Annotated in this window: 25 protein-coding genes and 1 pseudogene; 18 read left to right on the forward strand and 8 right to left on the reverse strand. The window is 69.2% G+C overall.

All coding sequences use genetic code 11. From position 1 onward, the window contains the following. Both HW445_RS04155 and HW445_RS04160 read right to left on the reverse strand, forming a co-directional pair. The coding region (locus HW445_RS04155; protein WP_257230830.1) for a DUF5808 domain-containing protein at nucleotides 1-530 on the reverse strand (530 nt) is incomplete at its 3' end. Beyond that, complete coding sequence (locus HW445_RS04160; protein WP_180219670.1) at nucleotides 527-865, reverse strand: PadR family transcriptional regulator; 339 nt, start codon at nucleotides 863-865, stop codon at nucleotides 527-529. The genes HW445_RS04155 and HW445_RS04160, both read right to left, overlap by 4 nt. A gap of 303 nt (nucleotides 866-1,168) precedes the next feature. Here HW445_RS04160 and HW445_RS04165 point away from each other — a divergent pair, with 303 nt between their 5' ends. From HW445_RS04165 to HW445_RS04190, 8 genes are all read left to right on the forward strand, one after another. After that, a complete protein-coding gene (locus HW445_RS04165) occupies nucleotides 1,169-1,600 on the forward strand; it encodes a hypothetical protein (protein WP_180219671.1) in 432 nt (143 codons plus the stop codon). Between the two features lie 165 nt (nucleotides 1,601-1,765). Next, nucleotides 1,766-2,176: a transposase family protein gene (locus HW445_RS33245; protein ID WP_257230831.1), complete on the forward strand. Its 411-nt coding sequence runs from the start codon at nucleotides 1,766-1,768 to the stop codon at nucleotides 2,174-2,176. Continuing rightward, nucleotides 2,077-3,210 (forward strand): ISAs1 family transposase, encoded by a 1,134-nt coding sequence (locus tag HW445_RS33250; protein ID WP_308798293.1) that lies wholly within the window; start codon nucleotides 2,077-2,079, stop codon nucleotides 3,208-3,210. Before HW445_RS33245 ends, HW445_RS33250 begins: the two co-directional genes overlap by 100 nt. An 84-nt stretch (nucleotides 3,211-3,294) precedes the next feature. Further along, nucleotides 3,295-3,702, forward strand: a complete 408-nt coding sequence (locus HW445_RS04175) for a hypothetical protein (protein WP_180219672.1) — start codon at nucleotides 3,295-3,297, stop codon at nucleotides 3,700-3,702. 429 nt (nucleotides 3,703-4,131) lie between these two features. Continuing rightward, nucleotides 4,132-4,266 (forward strand): hypothetical protein, encoded by a 135-nt coding sequence (locus HW445_RS33255; RefSeq protein WP_257230832.1) that lies wholly within the window; start codon nucleotides 4,132-4,134, stop codon nucleotides 4,264-4,266. 236 nt (nucleotides 4,267-4,502) lie between these two features. Then, nucleotides 4,503-5,033: a GNAT family N-acetyltransferase gene (locus HW445_RS04180; RefSeq protein ID WP_180219673.1), complete on the forward strand. Its 531-nt coding sequence runs from the start codon at nucleotides 4,503-4,505 to the stop codon at nucleotides 5,031-5,033. 773 nt (nucleotides 5,034-5,806) lie between these two features. Further along, a complete protein-coding gene (locus tag HW445_RS04185; RefSeq protein WP_180219674.1) occupies nucleotides 5,807-6,241 on the forward strand; it encodes a hypothetical protein in 435 nt (144 codons plus the stop codon). Nucleotides 6,242-6,690: 449 nt separating this feature from the next. After that, a complete protein-coding gene (locus HW445_RS04190) occupies nucleotides 6,691-7,221 on the forward strand; it encodes a peptidylprolyl isomerase (protein WP_180219675.1) in 531 nt (176 codons plus the stop codon). A 20-nt stretch (nucleotides 7,222-7,241) separates the two neighbouring features. Here the strand turns inward: HW445_RS04190 and HW445_RS04195 are convergent, their stop codons facing one another. Further along, nucleotides 7,242-7,529, reverse strand: a complete 288-nt coding sequence (locus HW445_RS04195) for a hypothetical protein (protein WP_180219676.1) — start codon at nucleotides 7,527-7,529, stop codon at nucleotides 7,242-7,244. A gap of 312 nt (nucleotides 7,530-7,841) precedes the next feature. On the opposite strand from HW445_RS04195, the gene HW445_RS04200 reads away from it, so the two are divergent. The 8 genes from HW445_RS04200 to HW445_RS04230 all read left to right on the forward strand — a co-directional run bounded on the left by HW445_RS04200 (nucleotide 7,842) and on the right by HW445_RS04230 (nucleotide 12,821). Beyond that, nucleotides 7,842-8,336, forward strand: a complete 495-nt coding sequence (locus tag HW445_RS04200; protein ID WP_180219677.1) for a peptidylprolyl isomerase — start codon at nucleotides 7,842-7,844, stop codon at nucleotides 8,334-8,336. A 271-nt stretch (nucleotides 8,337-8,607) separates the two neighbouring features. Further along, nucleotides 8,608-9,033, forward strand: coding sequence for a hypothetical protein (locus HW445_RS04205; RefSeq protein WP_180219678.1), 426 nt, complete (start codon nucleotides 8,608-8,610; stop codon nucleotides 9,031-9,033). A gap of 55 nt (nucleotides 9,034-9,088) precedes the next feature. Next, entirely contained in the window at nucleotides 9,089-9,238 is a 150-nt protein-coding gene (locus HW445_RS04210) for a hypothetical protein (RefSeq protein WP_180219679.1), read from the forward strand. A 33-nt stretch (nucleotides 9,239-9,271) separates the two neighbouring features. Next, a protein-coding gene (locus HW445_RS04215; protein WP_374939602.1) for an IS5 family transposase occupies nucleotides 9,272-10,107 on the forward strand; the annotation gives its coding sequence in 2 pieces (ribosomal slippage) (nucleotides 9,272-9,619 and nucleotides 9,622-10,107; 834 coding nt in all). Nucleotides 10,108-11,138: 1,031 nt separating this feature from the next. After that, nucleotides 11,139-11,345 carry a ubiquitin-like domain-containing protein gene (locus HW445_RS04220; RefSeq protein WP_180219681.1) on the forward strand — a complete coding sequence of 69 codons (207 nt, stop codon included), beginning with the start codon at nucleotides 11,139-11,141 and terminating at the stop codon, nucleotides 11,343-11,345. A gap of 356 nt (nucleotides 11,346-11,701) precedes the next feature. Then, nucleotides 11,702-11,914 carry a hypothetical protein gene (locus tag HW445_RS33260; protein WP_257230833.1) on the forward strand — a complete coding sequence of 71 codons (213 nt, stop codon included), beginning with the start codon at nucleotides 11,702-11,704 and terminating at the stop codon, nucleotides 11,912-11,914. Beyond that, a complete protein-coding gene (locus tag HW445_RS33265; RefSeq protein WP_257230834.1) occupies nucleotides 11,890-12,300 on the forward strand; it encodes a hypothetical protein in 411 nt (136 codons plus the stop codon). Before HW445_RS33260 ends, HW445_RS33265 begins: the two co-directional genes overlap by 25 nt. Before the next feature lie 170 nt (nucleotides 12,301-12,470). Then, entirely contained in the window at nucleotides 12,471-12,821 is a 351-nt protein-coding gene (locus HW445_RS04230) for a hypothetical protein (RefSeq protein ID WP_180219682.1), read from the forward strand. A 20-nt stretch (nucleotides 12,822-12,841) separates the two neighbouring features. On the opposite strand, the pseudogene HW445_RS34240 reads toward HW445_RS04230, so the two are convergent. From HW445_RS34240 to HW445_RS04240, 3 genes and pseudogenes are all read right to left on the reverse strand, one after another. Next, a pseudogene (locus HW445_RS34240) lies at nucleotides 12,842-13,048 on the reverse strand (hypothetical protein); the annotation flags it as partial. Nucleotides 13,049-13,189: 141 nt separating this feature from the next. Continuing rightward, entirely contained in the window at nucleotides 13,190-13,828 is a 639-nt protein-coding gene (locus tag HW445_RS04235) for a response regulator transcription factor (RefSeq protein WP_180219683.1), read from the reverse strand. Then, complete coding sequence (locus tag HW445_RS04240; protein ID WP_180219684.1) at nucleotides 13,825-15,045, reverse strand: sensor histidine kinase; 1,221 nt, start codon at nucleotides 15,043-15,045, stop codon at nucleotides 13,825-13,827. The genes HW445_RS04235 and HW445_RS04240 overlap by 4 nt, the downstream gene beginning before the upstream one ends. Before the next feature lie 175 nt (nucleotides 15,046-15,220). On the opposite strand from HW445_RS04240, the gene HW445_RS04245 reads away from it, so the two are divergent. Further along, a complete protein-coding gene (locus tag HW445_RS04245) occupies nucleotides 15,221-16,309 on the forward strand; it encodes an ABC transporter permease (protein WP_180219685.1) in 1,089 nt (362 codons plus the stop codon). Beyond that, the gene (locus HW445_RS04250) at nucleotides 16,306-16,989 is read left to right on the forward strand and encodes an ABC transporter ATP-binding protein (RefSeq protein ID WP_180219686.1); all 684 of its coding nucleotides are present in this window, start codon (nucleotides 16,306-16,308) and stop codon (nucleotides 16,987-16,989) included. Before HW445_RS04245 ends, HW445_RS04250 begins: the two co-directional genes overlap by 4 nt. Before the next feature lie 317 nt (nucleotides 16,990-17,306). On the opposite strand, the gene HW445_RS04255 is transcribed toward HW445_RS04250, so the two are convergent. Beyond that, nucleotides 17,307-17,630, reverse strand: a complete 324-nt coding sequence (locus HW445_RS04255) for a hypothetical protein (RefSeq protein WP_180219687.1) — start codon at nucleotides 17,628-17,630, stop codon at nucleotides 17,307-17,309. 1,047 nt (nucleotides 17,631-18,677) lie between these two features. Next, nucleotides 18,678-19,152 (reverse strand): IS3 family transposase (locus tag HW445_RS04260; protein ID WP_180219688.1); only part of this gene is annotated, 475 nt, incomplete at its 5' end.

Raw genomic sequence — 19,152 nt, forward strand, 5'->3', positions numbered from 1 at the left:
AGGCCGAAACCGGACGCGACGGTCCGCGGCAGACTCCGCCATGTGAGCGCCGTGGCGGCCACGGTCGCGCCCGCGATCACCAGCGGCACGCAGCGCGCCAGCCGCAGATGCCGGTCGGGAATGCCCTCCAGCACGTCTCGCCCCATGTCGTCGGGACGGATGAGACCCAGCCGTACGGCCACCGCCCCCAGATTGAGGCTCCAGCCCAGCCCGAACAGACGGGGCACGATCAATCTCGGGTCGGCAGGATCCCAGACACGCGAACGGACCTCGGCGTTCACCGGCCCACGCGTCTCGACCGGGAGCCCGAGGATCCTCCACCGGGCCTCGCCCGCCGGGTGTTCCTCCGACAGCGCCTCCAGGAGCTGCGCCGCGTACTCCGCCGGGCTGCCGAGGACCGCGGCGGGATCAAGGCCGGCCTCCCGGAACTCGTCGAGCTGTGCCTCCAGTGCGACCAGCACACGGCGGCGGTCGGCCGCGGGAAGCCGGCCCAGCTGCTCGCGCACCGCGTGCAGGTAGGTGCGGGTCATCGCTCTCCTCCTCGAAGGATCTCGGAAATCGCCTGGCTCATCTCGGCCCACGCCTCGGCGCCCTCCCGGAGGGAAGCGCTGCCCTCGGGAGTGAGCCGGTAGTACTTACGCGGTGGCCCTCCTGCGGACTCCACCCACCGGGTGACCACCAGCCCGGCCTTGTCGAGCCGGGCGAGCAGCGGATACACCGTCCCCGGTGACGCGGCGAGCGCAGGGTGCGCGTCGAGTCGCCCGATGATCTCGATCGCGTAGCACTCCTCGCGGTCCAGCACGGCGAGGATCGCGAGTTCGAGCACCCCTTTACGCAGCTGGCGGGCACGATCACTTGTTGGCATGACAAGCATCCTTGCATTACATAGTACCTGCCGCCAAGTCGCGCCTGAAGCCGCTGGGCCGCGGCGCGCGCAGCGGGGCTTCCCCCGCGCCAATGACCTGCTGCCGCTGGCACGGGCGGCGGCCAGGAGCGGCGAGGGCTCGTTCGGGCCGCAGCCCCGTGCCGCTTCACAAGGCGCGAGGGACGAGTAGGAAGTCCCTGACAGGCGGACGGGAACCGGACGCCGGCCCCTGGCGTGGATTATGTGGGCCCGTCGGAAGCCCGGTTTCCGTCGGGGCCTTCTCCCGGCCGAGGGAGTTGCCAGGTGTTCAGCAGTACGACAGCCGTGCCGGACAGGGAGGCTCGGGGGAGACTCAGAATCTGGAAGGTGCTGGTTCGCGTCCTTCTCTGCGTCGTCCTGTATCCGTTCATCGGTGCAGTGGCGTGGGTGGGGATCATCGAGAGTCTCGGGGTCCCTCTGACGTCGCCGTCGGAACTCGAGGCGGCCCGGATATCGATCACGATCACGGGCGTGCCTTCTGTGCTCCTGATGGTCGTCGCCGGGCTTGCCCATAAGCGGATGAATGACGCTCGGTTCCGGGCGATCCTGACGGTTCCGATGCTCATGTGCGGGTTCCTGTACATCGGCGCCAGCACGGGAGAGGTCTTCCAGCTCGGGATGCTGGCGCAACTCGTTTATGTGTGGGTGGCGCCCGTTCGGCTGATCCGCGAGTCCGACCGGGTGGCCAGCTCTTGAGTCGACGGGCCGAAAACTCCCGGCGAGCGGGACCGCGGCGTCAGGGCTGGGCGAGTTCCGGAGGCGGGCGGTTGGTGGGGCCATGACCGGTTGGGTTGCAGAGCAGAGCAGGCACGGGCTTCGTGATCATTGGGGTGTCGAAGCTCAACGAGCATGAGGTGGCCCATGCCTGCCGCTGCGTCTTCTCCCATCCCGCCGGTGCTTGCGAAGCTGGGTCCTCTGGATGCCGGGCAAGTCGCTGACCTGTGGACTTTTCTAGAAGGGGTGCCCGACCCGCGGGCCAGGCGGGGCAGCTGGTACTCGCTGACCGCGATCCTCCTCGTCTGTGCCTGTGCGGCCGTGTCCGGAGCGAGGAGTGTGGATGAGATCGCCGAGTGGGCGGCACGGGCCTCGGACACCGTGCTGACGGCCGTCGGAGTCCCACACGGCATCCGCTCCGGTGGCGCCGTGCCCCCTCGCGGACCACGATCGGCCGCGTGCTCGCGGCCGTCGACGGTGACGCCCTGGATCAGGCGGTCGGCGCCTACCTCACCACCCGGAACACCGCAGGAACAGCCTCGGGGAAACGGCAGGTGATCGCCGTCGACGGCAAGTCGCTGAGAGGATCAGCCCGCCTGTCCGCCGGCCGCAGACATCTGCTTTCCGCCGTCACTCACCACCGGGCCCTGACCCTCGCCCAGGCCGAGGTCGGAACCAAGACGAACGAGACCGCGCACTTCCAGCCCCTGCTCGAACCGCTCGACCTGAACGGAGCACTCGTCACCTTCGACGCCCTGCACTCGGTCCAGGCGAACGTCACCTGGCTGGTCGAGACGAAAAACGCCCACTACATCGCCATGATCAAGCGGGACCAGCCGACCGCCTACCGGCAACTCGCCGCCCTGCCTTGGCCGGACATCGCCGTCCAGCACACCGCTTACTCGGCCGGACACGGCCGCCGGGAGCCCCGCTCGATCAAGACCTGCGGCATTGCTGACGCACTCGGCGGGATCGCCTTCTCCCACGGCCGCCTCGCCCTCCGTGTCCACCGGCGCCGCAATCAGACCGGCGGGTGCGAGAGCCGCGAGAGCGTCTACGCCGTCACCAGTCTCGACGCTAACCACATCACCCCGGCTGAACTCGCCGCCGCCGTCCGCGGCCACTGGGCCGTCGAGGCCCTGCACTACGTGAGAGACGTGACCTACGCCGAGGACGCTTCCATCTTCCACACCGGCACCGCACCCCGCGCCATGGCCACCTTCCGCAACCTCGCCGTCGGCCTGCTCAAGACTCTCGGAGCCGTCAACAACGCCAAGACCACTCGGGCAATCCGCGACCAACCCGAACGAGCCCTCCCGCTGCGGGGCATCACGAACAACCCAGACGCTCAGGGAACTTGGTCAAGCCCTGCCCGCACGGCCCGCCCGGAGACCCGACCGAGGTACTTCTCACGTACACCGGCGACCCGGTACCCCAGCCGCCGCAGAGGACAGGCACCTCAGGTGCCGTGCCTCCGCGGCGGACCCATGGTCCGGCCCTCCTGCTCCAGCATGGCTTTACAGCGAGCGGCCAAGGTGCACCGCTCAATGCGGTACGGAGCGGTGCTGCCAGTGCGCACCGAGCAGAGTTGAACATGTTCAATTTTCGTGGCAGCGTAAGCGCTAGACGATCTGGTGTGCGAAGCAGCCAGGGTTTGACGTACGCAAGGGGGAGTCATGCGTGATGAACGAGGGCGCGTCGCTGCGGGGTTGCGTGGAGTGGTCTTGGCGGTCGCGGTGTTGACGCTGGCCACGGGGTGCATGTGGCTGCCACAGACACTGGCTCGGGCCGACATCGTAGGCACCTGGACCGAGGGCGATACCGGGACCGTGCTCTTCAAGGACGACGGCACCGTCGTCGTCACCAACCTTGCCGAGTTCAACAACGACGGCGACAAGGTGTCGGAGTGCAGCGGCACCGGCGAGTGGGGCGCGTATCCCGACGACAAGGAAGCGGAGCAGGTGTGGACCACCGTCTGTGACGGCAACCCGTGGGAATTCGGCGGCTCGCAGGCGGATCCGCAGATGCGGCGCAGCGTGGGAGATCCTGATAACGGGGACGCCCAAACCCTCAGCCGCGAGTAGCGGAAGCCGCCCGGCGCGTCCAGCCCGCCATCCAGGCGCACCCAGAGGTGGCCGCGAAGATGATCGCAGCCAGCACCTCCCGATCCCCATGCCGACGCCGGCCACCGCCCTGAGAACGTTCCGGCGCCGGCGGTAGCACGCGTTGGCACAACTCCAGGTCGGCGCCTCCGGTCAGCTGATGGAAGAAGTGCAGGTGGCGTCGCCGAGGAAGGCCCAGGTGGCGCCGACGCAACACCCCCGGCACACGACAGCCACCGCGCGACGACACCCGTGACCACCGCACCACCCCGGTCACTCAGATGGACAAGGTCCACGAACAGCCGGAGCCCGTTGTCGCGGGCAACCTGCAGAGTCGGCGCGTCTGTACGCCGAGCTGGCCCAATGCGCCGGCGAAAGCTCACCAGGTGAGTAGGTGGAGCGAGTTCGTGCGTGACTTCCGCCGCAGCGCCGGCCCGGATCACCGCCGATGCCCAGGTGGCGGCCGCACGCGCCCTCGCCGCAGGAATGTCCTCTGAAGAGATCAGTGAGCTGACCGACTTCCCGATCGACATCATCGAGCAGTGACGGGAAAGCTAGGTCGGACGCCGTGGCGCGGGGCGGATCAGCAGAGCATCTCTGACGGATATGCAGCCGGCCCCGGTCTCAGGTGGCTCGATGGCCGCTCTACCTGCCCGGACATGCCCGGCAAGGGCTGTGCACCAACCGCCCTGACCAGCTAGTCAGCCGCCCTCGCTCAGCTGGGAACCTCACTCCCGAGATCCGGCAAGGTCCTATTTACTATATAATGCCAATATTGTTCCATGAACGGTCTCGAAATTGTCCCGCTGCGGCTGACCCATGTGGACGCCGTGCTTGACCTGGGCCGCCGGGTGTTCGACGTGGCGGCTATGCCCTATACCTCCTGGTCTCTGTCGAGTGTGGCGGCCCACTGGGATGCCCAACCGGATGCCTGTTGGGTCGCCACCGACGACACGGGCCTGCTTGGCTTCGTCCTCGGCTCACTCTCCTACGACAGACGGGAGGACTGGGGTTACCTGGAATGGATCGCACTGGAGGAACGGGCCCGGGGCAGAGGGGTCGCGAGCGCTCTGGTGGAGCACTGCTGCGACGCACTGTTCACCGCGGGCGCCTCGCGTGTCATCACCGACGTGGAGAGCGGCAACGAGGCGTCCGCGGCGATGATGCGGCGCAACGGCTTCACGGAGGGCGTCACGGTGAGCCTGCTGGTACGGCCGAATCCGCACGTGCAGCCGGCCTCCGGCCAGCACCCCGCTCAGGACCCGGCCAGGGCCAGCCTGCGTCGCGTCGCCAGGGGCTCGCGGACACCCTGATCCTCTCGGCTTTGGACGTTCCAGCCAGCCGAGGCGCGAGATCGGTCGTCCTGCTCCGCCTGACAGTCGGGCGAAGCAGGACGGCAACCCTCCTCGGGTCAGTTCTCGTCGCCGCCCATACCGCTGACGAAGATCATCTGACCAACCAGGCCTCAGGACGGTTTCCGCGACGCCGACTACTTGCCTGGGGAGCGTCGCGGGTGACCTGGGGGTGGCGCGGAACTCTCCGTCCCAGCCGGAGGGCAGCCGGAGCCGGCGTCACTCACCTCGAACAGGGCTCGCCGGACGTCGGCGTCTCGGGTGGTGACGGTGAGCCCATGACGCAGGCCCAGGCGCCGGACCCACCGATGCGTGCGCCCCGGCAGAGGCGTGCGACTGGCCGTCACTTCGGGATCTCGCGGCATTCCCGGGGCTGGAGCCTGTACGCCCCCGACACCGGCCGCTGGTTGTGAAAGCTCGCGCCCCGTGTGCACCGAATGTGCATTCCCGGCTTGTTCACACCCTTCTTCACCCATAAGGCCGCCGCTACTTTGATGGGCCCTGCCGTCCCCGGCCGCTTCCCAGCGTGCTCGTGCTGCGGGCACCCATCTCCGCGGAGGACCCACATGTCCCGTTCCAGGCGCCCCCACACCACCGCACGGCCGCACGGCCGCACGCGCCTGTGGTCCCGGCTTGCCGCTCTCTTCGCGACCGTAGGCATCATGGTCGCCGCGTTCGTCTTCGCCCCTCCGGCCGGCGCATCCTCACAAGGCCTTCTCGATCTGACATGCACCGTGCCCAGCAGCGAGGCCACCACCTACAACCCGCCCCTGACGCTGACCCCGCAGGACGTCACCTTCTCCTCCACTGTCCAGTACGGACCGTGCGTTTCCCTCAGCCGCCCCGACATCGACTCCGGCTCCCGGTCGCTGCAGGTCCTCACCCCTGACCGGTCCTGCCTGACCCTGCTGGAGACCGCGGTGTCCACCTTCACCATCACCTGGAACACCGGAGAGACCAGCACGATCTCCGGGTCACGGACCGCCACCGTGGTCGGCGCGGCCTTGGTGGTCACCATCACCGGCAACGTCACCTCCGGAGTGTTCGCCGGGGACAGCGTCATACAGACCAGCATCGGCCCCGCCACCGACATCCTCGCCTGCACTCTCGGCCTCGGCACCGTCGACAGCGTCTATTCCACCGTCACCCTGGAAATCACCTCCCTCTGACACCGCAACGCGGCCTCCCCGGCGCACCACTGCCGCGGCACGCAAAGGCCACGGCCGACGCCGGTGACTGGAGGGAGGCCGCCGCGCTCGTCGGCAAGGAGCAGGCCATCCGGCAGACCCTGCGCGAGACCTCGCCCCTCGGCTACCGCATGGAGGCCCCGGAAGCATCGAAGCGGTAGCCGATGCGCATCATCAGCGCGCCTCGGTCGACGAGTAGCCGGCCAGCGCACCACCTGCACCGCGCCTCGCTGCCCGAGCCCAGTGCTCGGGCAGTGGGGCTTCTTGCGTTTCTGGAGCCGGGCCGCGATGTCGGCTGCGGGGGTTCGGTGGCGTGCGGGGGAAGCGCAGCGGGGCGGGGGTCGACTGCTCAGTTGGTTGCCCTATGTGGCGAGTCGGCTACTTAGGGTATAGAAACGTCGCGACGTCTATCACTGTGAAAGGCACTGTCCATGGCTGATGAGTCTGTCCAGGCCACCCTGCACACGTCACAAGGGGACATCCTGCTGAGGCTGTTCCCGTCCCACGCCCCGAAGACCGTGCAGAACTTCGTGGAGCTGGCGAAGGGCAGCAAGCAGTACACGGGAAGGAACTCCAAGGGTGAGAGCGCCGGGCCCTATTACGACGGATCGATCTTCCACCGCGTGATCAACGACTTCATGATCCAAGGCGGCGACCCCACGGGCACGGGACGGGGCGGCCCCGGCTACAACTTCGCCGATGAGATCCATCCGGACCTGAAGTTCGACAAGCCGTACCGGCTGGCCATGGCCAATCCCGGCCGCCCCCACCTCAACGGGTCGCAGTTCTTCATCACCGTCGCGCCCACGACGTGGCTCGACAACAAACACACCATCTTCGGCGAAGTGGCCGACGCGTCCTCCATCGAGGTCGTGGACGACATCTCGCGCGCACGTACCGGACCCAACGACAAACCCATCGAGGACATCGTGGTCGAGCGCGTCACCATCGAGGGCAGCTAGGCACTTTCGTCACGGACGCTTCAGTCGTCTGCGGGCACTCGGTGGACCCGACTGACCCGCACGTGTCCCCCGGTCCGGTCCACCTCCACCGCGTAACCGGCCTGGGTGAGGATCTCCTGGAGGGCTCGCCGCAGAGCGGTGCGGATGCCCTCGTAGGAGGCATCCGTTCTGCCGGCGGGGTCCAGCTCGTCCGCCGGCACCCAGCTCACGATCACCACGTCCTGCTCCCGGCCGACCCTTAAGCCCGTCGCCTGCCCGGTGCTTGCCGACGCTATGTCGAAGCCGGCGCGGGTCAGCGTCTGGCACACATCGGCAAACAGTGCCTGCAGAACTCCTTCATCATTCACGCACGGAACCTACACAATCGATTCTCAGGAGCCGCAGGCAGGGCCGAAGCTCCCTCCCCGCCAGACAGCCCCGCTGCCCCGAGTCCAGTGCTCGGGCAGTGGGGCTTTTTCGTTTCCGGGGACCTCAGAGGAAGCCGCCTGCGGCAGCACGGACTTTGGAGCCCGTAAGACGCTGGGAAGCGCGGAAGGCCGAGGTGCGGCATCCGGGGGTGCCACCCCCCTCCGTCGCTCTGCGAAAGACTCCAGTGACAGAGAGTGTGCGAGGATCGGGGTATGGAAACCCCGAACGTCTTCTTCGACATCTCTGTCGGTGGGCAGCCCCAGCCGCGGGTCGTGTTCAAGCTGTACGACGATGTCGTGCCCAAGACCGCCCGGAACTTCCGTGAGCTCGCAACGGGGCAACACGGCTTCGGCTACAAGGGCAGCGGCTTCCACCGGATCATCCCGCAGTTCATGCTCCAGGGCGGCGACTTCACCCGTCACAACGGCACCGGCGGCAAGAGCATCTACGGTCCGAAGTTCGAGGACGAGAACTTCACCCTGAAGCACACGAAGCCCGGCCTGCTGTCCATGGCGAACGCCGGCAAGAACACCAACGGTTCCCAGTTCTTCATCACCACTGTCGTGACGTCCTGGCTGGACGGGGCCCATGTCGTCTTCGGTGAGGTCATCGAAGGGATGGATGCGGTGAAGGCGGCCGAAGCCGTTGGTACCGCCAGTGGTACGCCCACGAGTCCGGTCAGGATCAATAATTGCGGCACTGTGTAGGAGAGGCCCTGCTATCGCCCGTCTCCGACGCTCACCAGGCGCCTGCGGCCTTGACCCACACACCTCGAGCCCCGTCGGCCTTCCCTGCGGCTGACGGGGCATTTTCGTCCTGGGGCCGAGCCGCACTGTCGGCTGCAGCGGCTCGGTAGTGACCGTGGACAGCGCAGCGGGGCGGGGGGAGCTCCGCCGCGACGGAGGTCGGCTAGTCGTCTGCGGGCAGTCAGGGGGCTCGTTTGACCCGCCGTGCGGGGCACGGCCGGGAGGGCGCCAGATGGCGTGGGTGACCGAGATCAGCGCCGACGAGCAGGTGGACTACCGGCTCGGTCGGCAGGCCGGATGCGGCGTCGCCGACGATGCCGGCACCCACCTGGAGACCGACGAGGACCGTCCGGTCGACTACCGCTTGGAGAGCGCGGACGGCGTCCTCGTGTGGATCGGCTCCGGCCTTGAGGACGTCGGCCTGACCGCCGGCGCGGCCCTCACCGCCGAGGGCGGGGCCGCGGCCCGGCGGCTCATGAAGGGCTGTCACCCGCTGACCGGCGCCCGGCTCATCACCGGGCGCACTCGCTCCGCGCCGACGAGAAGGCGACGCTCACCGTGGCGCCGCTCCTGCGCGCCATCGAGGCCGCGGCCCCCGAACGCGGCGTCGAGCCGGAGGGCCTCCTGCAGGGAGCCAAAGCAGCTCACCAAGCTGTAGCAGCAGCGCGTGGTCGTGAACAAGGGCGAGGCCCAGCGCCTTTCACGTCGAGACCGTGCACAAGCTCGCCCGGGCCGTCGGCGTCGACCTCGCCGCCGTCTACGGCGAGAGCGAGCTGGCGTCCGCTTGGGAGCACAAGGACCTCCGCGTCGACGGCCGGGTGCGCGGCTTGGACCTGGTCCTGGACCTCCCTAAGAGGTCCTAACAGAAGCTGCTGATGGTGTGACCATCGGTTCAGATGCTCGTTGGTCCGTCCGTGGGGAAGAGGAACTCGCGTCCGTGGATCGTGTCGGACGAACTGTGGTCACTGATCGAGCCGTTGTTGCCGGAGCCGGGTCCGAAGCTGGTCGCTGGGCGGCCGAGGGTTCCTGACCGGCAGGCGTTGTGCGGGATCCTGTGCGTCCTGCACACCGGCATCCAGTGGGAGTACCTGCCCCAGGAGCTCGGCTTCGGCTCCGGCATGACGTGCTGGCGACGGCTGGCGGCCTGGAACGAGGCCGGCGTATGGGAACGGCTCCACGTCCTCCTGCTGCAGAAGCTGCGGGCGGCGAAGCAGCTCGACTGGTCCCGGGCGGTGATCGACTCCAGCCACGTGCGGGCCGCTCGGCGAGGCCCAAAAGCGGCCCCAGCCCGGTCGACCGCGCACGGCCGGGCAGCAAGCACCACGTCCTCGTCGACGGACAGGGCATCCCGCTCGCAGTGTCGCTGACCGGCGGAAACCGCAACGACGTCACGCAACTGCTCCCCCTCCTCGCCAAGGTCCCGTCCGTCGCGGGCCTGGTCGGGCGGCCGCGTCGGCGGCCCGACGTGGTGCTCGGTGACCGTGGCTACGACCACGACAAGTACCGCCGACTTGTCTGGGCCCTAGGCATCAAACCCGTGATCGCCCGCCGCGGTGTCGCACACGGCTCCGGTCTCGGAGTGCACCGGTGGGTCGTCGAGCGCACCATCGCCTGGTTCCACGGCTTCCGGCGCCTACGCATCCGCTGGGAACGACGCGATGACATCCACGAAGCCTTCCTCGGCCTCGCGACCTGCCTCATCACCCACCGCCACGTCCAACGCCTTTGTTAGGACCTCTAAGTCCGACAGCCTGCTGGCGAACCTCGCCGACTCCGAGCACGGTCGCGGCCTGGGCGCGGGTGAGGCTCCCCGCCCCGCGACCTGGAGGCTGTGGGGCGGCGAGTGCAGGAGATGCGCAGGTCGCGAGAACATCAAGGACACGTCGAGCGACACACCCGACCTACTCGTCGTGGTGCGAGACGCTTCGCTGCTCGACGAGGGTGTACTTGAAGGCCGCCGGCGCCAACAAGGTCACCAAGATTGCCTCCTCCGTCCACGTCGACCTCGGCACCGACGCGGAAGCCTTCGCCGAGGAAATCCTTGAGAGGCAATCCTAGAAGTGTGACCAGAACGCCCGGCGCTTCCCAGGGGTCCTTCCCAACCGGGCAGGGGCCCTTGCCGCATCCCCGGCCCCCGAGGACATGCTCCACACCGTGTTGCGGCGTCGCGCGGGCGGCGAGTCTGTCGAGCAGATTCAGCCCGACCTGATCACCGCAAGGGACAGAAGCCCGTCCGTCGCGAGCATGGCCGGCGAAGTGCCCGGAATGCGCCCCGCGCACCCTGACCTGGCGTCCTCTGATCACAGAGAGCCACTTGTCACTTCGCCGTAGCTTCGGGAGGACCGGGCCGTGGACGTGGGTCAGGGACCTGAGGCCGGAGGAGACGTGAGCGGACGCCGCGGCTGACCCGCCGCCCAGGCGTCGATGAGTCCGTCGGCGGGCGCGGTCGGGTTCCTGGAATTTCTGGACCCCCCAACGCGGGCGCGCGCGTAACGCGGACGAACCCGAACAGGTCGCCGGACTTGTGCTCAACTTGCGCAGGTCCACGCGCGGGCGCGGGTAACGAGCGAGAGGCCGCCGTGTTCACCAAACGGTCGTTGGACGAACGCAGCCCGGCGGTCCGCGGCCGCCAGCAGAACGCCGTGCCCGGATGTTCATCAAGCCGTTCAGGCTGCCCCAGCCAGGGCGCGGCCAGTGACGGCGTGGGGCACCTGTTTCACGGTGCCTGAGCAGTGGAAGGGCTGAGCGGTACTTCTTCGCTCCTTGGAGGACTTCGTGCCAGAAGATTTCGAAGACGTCCCTGAGCTGGACGACGAGACCGTCGACGAGACCGTCGACGAGACCGGGATTGACCCTAAGGACATCGCATTGGTCATGGCGCAGACTGGGACGTCAAGAGCGAAGGCGGTCAGGGCCTTGAAAGAGAGCGGCGGCGACCTCATCAACGCGATCATGGCGGCCAGCGAATAGTCGCGAGCCGCGCCGCACCCGACCAAGGGAGCAACTGTCCGGCGCGGCCGAGGCCACACCTGTGCGTCCCCACTGTGCACCGCCAGCTCCTCACTCGCTCCCCGCCACCCGACAGTGCCCAGGACGTCGACCATCCCCCGCTCGGACCGACCGGCCAGTGATCGTTCTCAGCGCCACCGGCTGGACATCTGAGCCCCGCGGCCGGATGAGCTCACTCTTCCTCACCTTTGGCTCTTGATAAGCCCGCCTCTGGAGCCAGAGGTGAGGAAGCGTCACATGGACCGCCGCCACCCTGTCCCCGATCGCCCCCGCTCCGCCCGCGCCCTCGCCAGGACGACGTCGTCGACGCCGAACTCGTGGAGGACAGCGCCGCCGCGGTGGCCGTTCCGGCGGGCCGGGACCGGGAGCTGTCCGCCGAGACCGCCGCCGCCATCGAGGCGAGCGTCGCCGCGTCCACCCGCCGTGCCTACGCCGCCGACCGCCGGGCTTTCGCCACCTGGTGCACCGAGCAGGACCGCACGACGGTGCCGGCGTCCGGGAGACCATGGCCGAGTGGGTCAGGCACCTGACCGTCACCCCCAGCCCCCGCACGGGCCGCCCGGCCGGGCCGTCGACCATCGAGCGCGCCCTGGCGGCCGTCACCACCTGGCACCAGGAGCAAGGGCGGCCGAAGCCGACCATGCGCGGCGCCCCCGCCGTCTTCAACGCCTACAAGGACCACCTCGCCGAGACGAAGGCCGCGGCCGCGCAGCCGAAGCAGGCGACCGCGGCGCTCCCGAAGCAGATCCGGGTCATGCTCACCGGCGTCGACCGCGCCACCCTCGCCGGAAAGCGCAACGCCGCCGGACACGACCCACTGGAGATCGCCCGCTCCGGCGGCTGGGTCGACGGCTCTCGCGTCCATCGAAATCGGCACCGACTCCTGCCGGCCGGCAACCACCCGTGCACGCGCTGAACAGCAGCCGTCCAGCTGAGCCGCCCCTGAGGACTTGATCTCTGTCGCCGACGAGTTCTAGGGTCGGTCGACCCAACGTCTTCCTCCTGGAAGTGTTCATGCCTCGCCGGTCACCGGGCGAGATCAGGACGCAGCTCCCGCAACGACGAACGCACCATGGGCGGGCACCCGTGATCCGCGGACTGTCCGCCTCGGCAAACAGGCAGATCGCCGCCTTCGAACGAAGCCACGGCCTCCCCGCGGGCGAAGTCGCACACTCCTTCCGCCGCTGGAATGCGTCTGTCCGCCAGCCACGTGGAGATCTCGAGGCGTTCCACGAACGCGATGACACAGACCTCCGCCATGGCGACTACCACATCCGCACCCTGCTGGAGATCACACTCCATGCCCTGAGGCCCAAGGCACGACGCGAGCTGAGCGCAGTCATCGGCTCCGCAGACGAACGCGTACGTGACCGCACCCTCAACAATCCCTTCGCGCCCCAATACCTCCCATGGTGGATGCGTCGAATCGGTGTCTGAACCTCCAGCCGTTCCTGGTTCCGGTCCACGTTGGTGAACGACACCTCGGCGATCTTCGCCACGGGCATGCCTTGCGCGGACAGCAGGACCATCTGGGCCCGCCGCCATGTCACCACTGCCCCGGTGCCTCTGCGAATGATCCGCAGCAGGCGTTGTCCCTCGTCCTCGTCGATCTGTCGAACCTGAACTCTGTCGCCACGCCGACCAGTTTCAGTGCACGCGCCGATCGGAATCCGGGTTCCCGATCGGCGCGTCGCGGGACTGCGGCCGGCGGCAGGGCAGACGTTGTCCGATGCGGCACTGGCGGCTGTCACGCCCGGCGCCGCATGTCGCCCGGCGGCGGCTGCGGGCGTTCGCATGCGCTCGGGTCAGCGGCGGATGAGGCCGAGGTCGGTCGCGGTGGCGACGGCGGCGGTGCGGGAGTCGACGTCGAGCTTGACGTAGATGCGGGCCAGGTGGGACTTGACGGTGCCTTCGGTCAGGTGGAGACGTGCGCCGATGGCCTGGTTGGACAGTCCCTCGGCGACCAGGGCGAGGACTTCGGTTTCCCGCCGGGTCAGGGTGGTGCCCGGGGTGCGTAGCCGGTTCATCAGCCGGTCGGCGACGGTGGGAGCGAGTGTGGTGCGGCCCGCGGCTGCGGTGCGCACGGCTGCGGCCAGGTCTTCGGGCGGGGCGTCCTTGAGGAGGTACCCGGTGGCCCCGGCTTCGATGGCGGGCAGGGTGTCGGCGTCGGAGTCGTAGGTGGTGACGATCAGCACGCGGGGGGCTCCCGGGCGGGCGGCGATCTGGGCGGTGGCCTCGGCGCCGCCCATGCCCTTGCCGAACTGCAGGTCCATCAGGACGACGTCGATGTCGCCCTCGGCGGCGCGGGTGACGGCGTCCTCGGCGGTGGCGGCTTCGGCGATGACGACGAGGCCGGGTTCGGTTTCCAGCACGGCGCGCAGTCCGGCCCGTACGACGGGGTGGTCGTCGGCGAGGAGCAGGCGGATGGGGGTGTCGTCGGTCACGGATGGGCCTCGGGTTCGGTGTCGGCCGGCGGGGTGAGGGGCAGTCGGGCGGCCAGGGCGGTGCCGTGGCCGGGGGCGGACTCGATGGTGAGGGTGCCGCCGAGGGCCTGGGTGCGGGCGCGCATGGCGGCCAGCCCGAACCCGCCGGTCTCGGGGTCGGGAGCGGGCAGGAGGGCGGGGTCGAAGCCGTGTCCGTCGTCGACGATGTCGAGGGCGACGTGGTCGCCGAGGTAGCCGAGGGTGACGTCGGCGGTGGTCGCTTCGGCGTGGCGGACGGTGTTGGCCAGGGCGGACTGGGCGATGCGCAGCAGGGCGACCTCGTGCGCGGTGGCGAGCGGGGCGGGGTCGCCGGTGAGGTGGAAGCGGGCGGTGAGCCGGTGCCGGGCGGAGGTGGTGGCGCACAGGCGTTCCAGAGCGTCGGCCAGGGTTGTGCCTTCCAGTGTGGGTGGGGTGAGGGCGGCGACGAAGCGGCGGGCCTCGGCGAGGTTGTCGACGGCGGCCTGCCGGGCCTGGTCGACGTAGCGGGCCGCGTTCTGTGGGGCCTGGGGAAGTGCGCGTTCGGCGGCGCGCAGCAGCAGCTGGATGCTGGAGAGGCCCTGGGCGAGGGTGTCGTGGATCTCGCGGGCCAGGCGGTCGCGTTCGGCGAGCACGCCGGCCGTGTGCTGGGCGGCGGCCAGATCAGCGCGGGTGGCAGTGAGTTCCTCGATCAGACGACGGCGGTGTTCGCTCTCCCGGTACAGGGCCTGATATCCCCACACCACGGCGACGGCGACGGCGGCGCCGAGGGCGGGGCCGATGGCCATGGCGGGGCTGAAGGAGTGTTGGTGGGCGGCGAAGCCCGCGATGGCCGCGGCGGCGGTGACGGCCACGGCCGCCGGTGCAGCGCGGCGGGACAGCAGGTGCAGCTGGAGGAAGTACAACGGGAAGGCCACCCACACGGCGTCGGGGGTGAGAGCCAGCAGCACCAGCCAGCAGGCCCCCACGGCGGCCAGCCACAGCGCGGCGGCCCGCCGCGAGCGACGTACGCCAGGCAGCACGGGGCCGGCCGCGTACGTCAGACCGCACACCACCGAGGCGGCGACGATCCATCCGGCCTGGGGTCGCTCGCCGGTCACGGCCCGGCCGACGGCCAGGGCGAGCAGGCCGATGACCAGTAGGTGCAGGCACCAGGCCAGGGCCCGCGTGGTCGGGGTCAGGGCGGGGGCGGCAGCGTTCACAGTGCGTCCCAGACTACGAAAGCAGATGCCGGCAGGGCCTCTATCGAAAGTTAGAACCCGCGTGCCGTCTTTCGGCCCGCGAAGTGCCGTCCTGCGCCAGACGCGCACGCAGGGGGCCGGCGGAGAGGGTGGGGTCGTACCCCGCTTCCACCGCTGGAAAGGACAGGCCGAGGCCGTGTTTGTCGCCTGGAGAGACCTGAAGTTCGCCAAGGGGCGCTTCGCCCTGATGGGGACCGTCATCGTACTGATCACCCTGCTGGTCGGGCTGCTGTCCGGGCTGACGGCCGGACTGGGCCGGCAGAACATCTCCGCGATCACGTCCCTGCCCGCCGACGAGATCGCTTTCCAGGCTCCCCGCGGCGGGCAGGACCTGTCGTACTCCAACTCCACCGTCACGCAAGCGCAGTGGAAGAAGTGGTCCGAGGCGCCGGGTGTCGAAAGCGCCGAGCCGCTGGGGATCACCACGACCAGGGCCACCGCGGGAGACAAGAGCACCGGCGTCTCGGCCTTCGGCGTCGAGCCCGGCTCCCGCCTCGCCCCGGACAGCGACAAGATCACCGGCAGCGCGGTGGTGCTGTCCACCGCGGCCGCCGACGACCTCGGCGTCAAGGCCGGGGACGCCCTGACCTTGGCAGGCCGGCAGCTGGAGGTGGCCGCCGTCGCGGGCGATGCCCACTACAGTCACACACCGGTGATCTGGACCAGCCTGGACACCTGGCAGAGGACCGCGCCGCCCACCGGCACCGACGACGGCGCGAGCGCGACCGTCATCGCCCTGAGCACCACCTCCGGCGCCGATACGGCCGCCATCGACCGCCAGGTCGGCACCAGGACGGTTTCCACCGACGACTCGCTGTCGGCGATCGGCTCCTACACCTCCGAGAACGGCTCCCTGCAGCTGATGCGCGGCTTCCTGTTCGCCATCTCCGCCCTCGTCATCGGCGCCTTCTTCACCGTCTGGACCATCCAGCGCAGCGGTGACGTCGCCGTCCTCAAGGCCCTGGGCGCTTCCACCGCCAATCTGCTCAAGGACGCCCTCGGCCAGGCCGTCGTCCTGCTCGTCGGCGGCACCCTGATCGGCACCGGCATCGCCGCCGCCCTGGGCGCACTCGTGGCCGGCTCCGCCGTGCCGTTCCTCCTCACCCCCGCCACCGTCCTCATCCCGGCCGTCGTGATCATCCTCCTCGGTGCGCTCGGCGCCGCCCTGTCCATCCGCCGCATCACCTCCGTCGACCCGCTGACCGCCCTGGGGAGCGCCCGATGAGCCTGACCCTGACCGACATCACCCTCACCTACCCCGACGGCGACATGCGCCTGACCGCCCTCGACCACGTCAGCCTGGAGGTCCTCAAGGGCAGCCTGACCGCCGTGGTGGGCCCCTCCGGTTCCGGCAAGTCCAGCCTCCTCGCGGTCGCCGCCACCCTGATCACCCCCGACACCGGCACCGTCACCATCGACGGCCGGAGCACCACCGGCCTCACCCGCGGTGAACTGACCGAACTGCGCCGCCACAAGATCGGCATCGTCTTCCAGCAGCCCAACCTGCTGCCCTCCCTCACCGCCGCCGAACAACTCCAGGTCATGGCCCAGATCGACGGCCGCAAACCCCGCACCGCACGCGACCGCGCGAAGGAACTCCTCCACGCCGTCGGTCTCGCCGACCAGGCCGGCCGCCGCCCTCACCAGCTCTCCGGCGGCCAGCGCCAGCGCATCAACATCGCCCGCGCCCTGATGAACGGCCCCACCGTCCTCCTGGTCGACGAACCCACCAGCGCCCTCGACCACGAACGCGGCACCGCCGTCCTCGACCTCATCACCCGCCTCACCCACCAGCAGGCCACCGCCACGATCCTGGTCACCCACGACCGCACCCACCTCACCGCCGTCGACCAGATCGCCGAGGTCCACGACGGACGCCTGCACCTTCCGGCAACAACGCGCTGAACCAGCAGCCCGCCAAGCCAAGCGGTGGCCCCTGCACGCAGGAGCCACCGCTCAAGCCGTACGCGGACCGCATCGGGGCGGCACCGTCACCGCGTCCAGCGGGCACCGCGTCCAGCGGGCACCGCGGTTGACCAACCCGGCGTCGACGAGTCCGCCGGCGGGGCCCGGCCGACGGCAGCACGAGAAGGGGGCGCCATCCACTGGGATGCGGGTGACGCCCCTGGCCCGACGGGGTGTGGCCGCGGAAGACGCCGGCGCCGGACCCCGGTTGCCTTCGACGCCGTTCGCGCTCGTCGACGCCGCGGCGTCCTACCGGTCTAGACGAACCGGTAGGACTTGAACAGGAAGGTGATGCTGCTGCCGGGCGACACCGGGTTGGCCAGCAGAGCGCAGCTGGTGTCCGTGTACAGCACGACGGTGGCGTCGGTCTGGTTGCTCACGCTGGTGCCGAGGGTGGAGACCAGCTTGCAGCTGTTCAGTTCGGGGTCGACGACCTGCTGGTTCCCGCCGAGGAGGTCGGTGTAGTAGAAGGTGCCGGAGGCGTTGGTCGTGGCCGTGGTCGCCATGGCCTGGCCGGACAGGAGCATGGTGGCGGCGAGGGCCGCCACCGCCGTGGTTATGGTGCGAGTGAAGCGGTGCACGCTGTTGTCCTTTCTCGAGGCGCCGCCCCAGCGGTGTCCGTCTTCCGCGCCCGGCCGGGCACGGCGTTGCTGGGGGACACGCGGACGAAGGGCTGATACCTCTCGTCCGTGACGGCAGTGTGGTGTCGGTGTGCCTGCAGCGGCCATGGCCCGCCAGGGGGGCGCGCGCACTGCCCCGTCGGGCGCACTCCCCGTGTGAAAGCCGGACGCCCCGTGTTCATCAAACGGTGGTGATGCGCTGACCGCTTGAGCCCGCCGTCGTTGACTGAACACGGCGAGAACCCCCTCGCGACCGGCGCCGGGAGCCCTCTGACTGTTCGTTCACTTGTTCAGAAGTGAGATTGCGTTCATCCGTCACGGAGAACCGTTTGATGAATGCGTGGAGGATTCCATGGCACTCGTAGGCCTGGCCCGGGTGAGCACGGACAAGCAGGAGACGGCCGGCAGCACGACGCGCTCGCCGAAGCCGGGTGCATCAAGGAGCTCTTTCAGAGCGGCCACTGATCGGGTGACCGGCCGGCGTCCCGCAACGCACGGGACTCTTGTGCCGTTGAAGTCCGCCAACGCGGTCGAGGCGAAGAAGTGCCGGAGGCTGCCGGGCGTGTACTTGGCCTTGCCGTCCGCATCGACCAGGCCGGCCGACAGGCATGGTGAGCGAGCCTTCGCCCGCCTCACCACATCAGCCGGACTCTCGCCGCAGTTCACGCCATCGAGACCGCCTGGCATTCCGGATGAGAAGGGTCCATCTACCAACCTATGCTCAACGGCGGCGCGTCGCGGCTGAGCAGGTGGTTCGCTTGCTTCTCGGCATCGCCGACTTTTTGTTAGGGGCGGTCAACCCCAGTGGCGGCAGGGTGGAGACGCAACAGCGCCGATCAGGACAGATGGTCCATACATACAAGCCAGCGGCAACCCTCTCCGCAGCCCCGCTGACTCCTGCCCCCGTAGCCTGCTCCGAGGCCGACACAGTGCACATGCCTCGCGAGATGTGGAGTAGAAATGCGAAGACTCGAAGGGACTGCTGCGTGATCGGGTGACAGTCGGGGTTTACGCAGCGAGTGCTGCGTGGGGGGCCATGATGGTTTCGTACTCGACGGGCGTCAATCGGCCCAGGCGGATCTGGCGCCGTCGGCGGTGGTAGGTCCGCTCGATCCAGGACACGATCGCGATCCGCAGTTCGTTCCGGGTCCGCCAGGTTCGGCGGTCGAGGACGTTCTTCTGCAGCAGTGCGAAGAAGCTCTCCATGGCCGCGTTGTCGCCGGCCGCACCGACTCTGCCCATCGAGCCGATAAGGCTGTGACCTGCGAGAACGGCCACGTACTTCCGTGAGCGAAATTGCGATCCGCGATCGGAGTGGACGATGCATCCGGCGGCCTGGCCGCGGCGGGCGACCGCGGATTCCAGGGCCGCCACCGCGAGGCGGGACTTCATCCGGAAGTCGATGGAGTAGCCCACGATGCGCCCGGAGTACACGTCCTTGACCGCGCACAGGTACAGCTTGCCCTCGCCGGTGGCGTGTTCG

This window comes from Streptomyces sp. UH6, from assembly GCF_013421635.1.
Lineage (GTDB): Bacteria > Actinomycetota > Actinomycetes > Streptomycetales > Streptomycetaceae > Streptomyces > Streptomyces abyssomicinicus.